General features: G+C 43.5%; 1 pseudogene. It reads right to left on the bottom strand.

Annotated features, from left to right (window positions below):
• Positions 1–613 precede the first annotated feature (613 nt).
• Positions 614–1,957, bottom strand: a pseudogene (locus BOW51_RS10070) (putative bifunctional diguanylate cyclase/phosphodiesterase).
• Positions 1,958–2,128: the final 171 nt, after the last annotated feature.

The following is a 2,128-nucleotide window of genomic DNA, read 5'->3' as shown; positions in this document are numbered from 1 at the left end:
CCTTTGGCGCTGGCGCACGTCAGAAAAACAGTCTCGCCTAGTGGCTACCGGGGACTACGCGCCTTCGATTCTCTCTCCTTGGCGCGCAGCGAACGAAGTAGAAGTGCGGCTAATCCAAATAATACCGGAGGCAAATATGCTGATGCTTTCGTACCATCCACAAAAAGATTGATACGTATCGGATTCATATTTTAGCAAGTGAATGGAAGTCAGAGGCCATAATGGATGAATATCATATGATTTTATTGACCGAGTGTCAGTTACTTGCTGAATGCTATCATCCATCTAAAAGAAAACCAGGCAAAAGACGCCCGGCTAACAAGCATCTATAGAGACATTCCTAGACATGCTCGCCGAGGTTTGGATTGTTCAAATGTCACTCTCAAATAGACAATGATTATAGCCCTGGCAGATTTTAATTATTAGTCGTACTCTAATGCCCGCTTTTGGCCGAAAGCAGACCTTCGGGGAGATTCCACTCCTCAACCAGGCTGAACGACCGCTTCCGACCCAAAGCGGACATTAAAATGGCTGACTGCTCTATCCACTATCATGATATGAAGCGTGAACTGAGCGGTGGCTGGAGTATACATGACCGGTTTCACCGATAGGTTTACATTTCTCGCTGCAGAAGGATCGTCACTTTTTCTGGTGGGATAGGTTGACTGTATATATATCCCTGAACTATGTCACAACCTTGTTCAGTCAGCATTGCCATCTGGGAAATAGATTCCACACCTTCAGAGATGACATCTAATCCAAGAATGTGACGCATACGTATGATTGCCGAAACCATAGTGGCCACATCAGGCTGATGTATGATTTCCTTCACAAATGAACGATCAATCTTCACAGTATCGATCGGAAATTACTGAAGATAACTTAGTGAAGAGTATCCTGTTCCAAAGTCATCAATGGCGATATGTACCCCTAATTATTTCAGATCAGCAAGGATGCTCCACGCCCTATCTGCATTTTGCATTAGAGATGTTTCAGTGATTTCAAGCTCCAAATGGCTAGCCCTAATATCGTGTCGCTCAATGAGTTCTTTTACAAGTGAGACTAAGCCATGCATATGAAAACAATGGCTAGAGATATTGATGCTGAGACGAGGAATCGATTTCAAGTTCGCAACTAGATCTTTCCAATCAATGATAGCCTGCTCGATCATCCATGCAGTCCAGGGAATGATCAGCCCGCTTTCCTCCGCAACTGGAATAAACTCATCGGGAGAGATCGTACCTCTCTCTGGGTGTATCCAGCGAGACAGCGCCTCCAGGCCTGTTAATCGGCCATTCGATAACGAGTACTGTGGTTGATAATAAACTACGAGCTGTTTGTCTTTAATTGCATGGCGCAGCTCTGATTCTATCTGGAATCTTTGCGTTGCTCTGTCTGATAACTCTTGTTTGAAAAAATAATAGTAGTTCTTGCCATGTTCTTTTGCCTTATACATGGCCATATCAGCATGCTGGATTAACATCGAAACAGTTTTCGCATCATCCGGGAACATACTAACACCAATGCTGGCACTGATTATTAATTGACGGCCATTGATATTAAAAGGCGAATCTAACGCCAGTAATAACTTTTGTGCGATTCGTGCAATATCTGTTTGGCTATGGACTTTTTCCACCAGAATCAGGAATTCATCACCACCCAGCCGACTCACGATATCAATTTTCCGAAGGTTTTCTTTCAACCGCCCGGCAATTTCTTGCAGTAACAGATCACCAGTATGATGACCCAGACTATCATTGATATGTTTAAAGTTATCCAGGTCTAAAAACATCACTGAAAGGCATTCAGATTGTCGCTTTGCATTTTGTATAGCATGTTCAAGCAGCTCCTGAAAAAGGTTACGGTTAGGTAGAGAAGTTAGTGCATCATGATTAGCTTGATACTTAAGCTCTTTCTCGGTGTCCTTGATGACGCTGATATCTGAGAAAATAGCCACATAGTTAACTAGGTCTCCTGTACTATCATGTATCTCGCCGATGCTTTCCCATACTGGAAATAATTCTCCATTTTTTTTCGATTCCAAATCTCACCCTGCCAAGAACCTTCCGTCTTAACCTGGCCCCATATTTGACTGAAGAAGTTTTCATCCGCTGCGCGCCAAGGAGAG

The sequence above is a fragment of the Solemya elarraichensis gill symbiont genome, assembly GCF_002021095.1.
In the GTDB taxonomy this organism is placed as follows: domain Bacteria; phylum Pseudomonadota; class Gammaproteobacteria; order Chromatiales; family Chromatiaceae.
The sequence above is the reverse complement of the archived record's forward strand: the minus strand, read 5'-3'. Positions and strand labels throughout refer to the sequence as shown.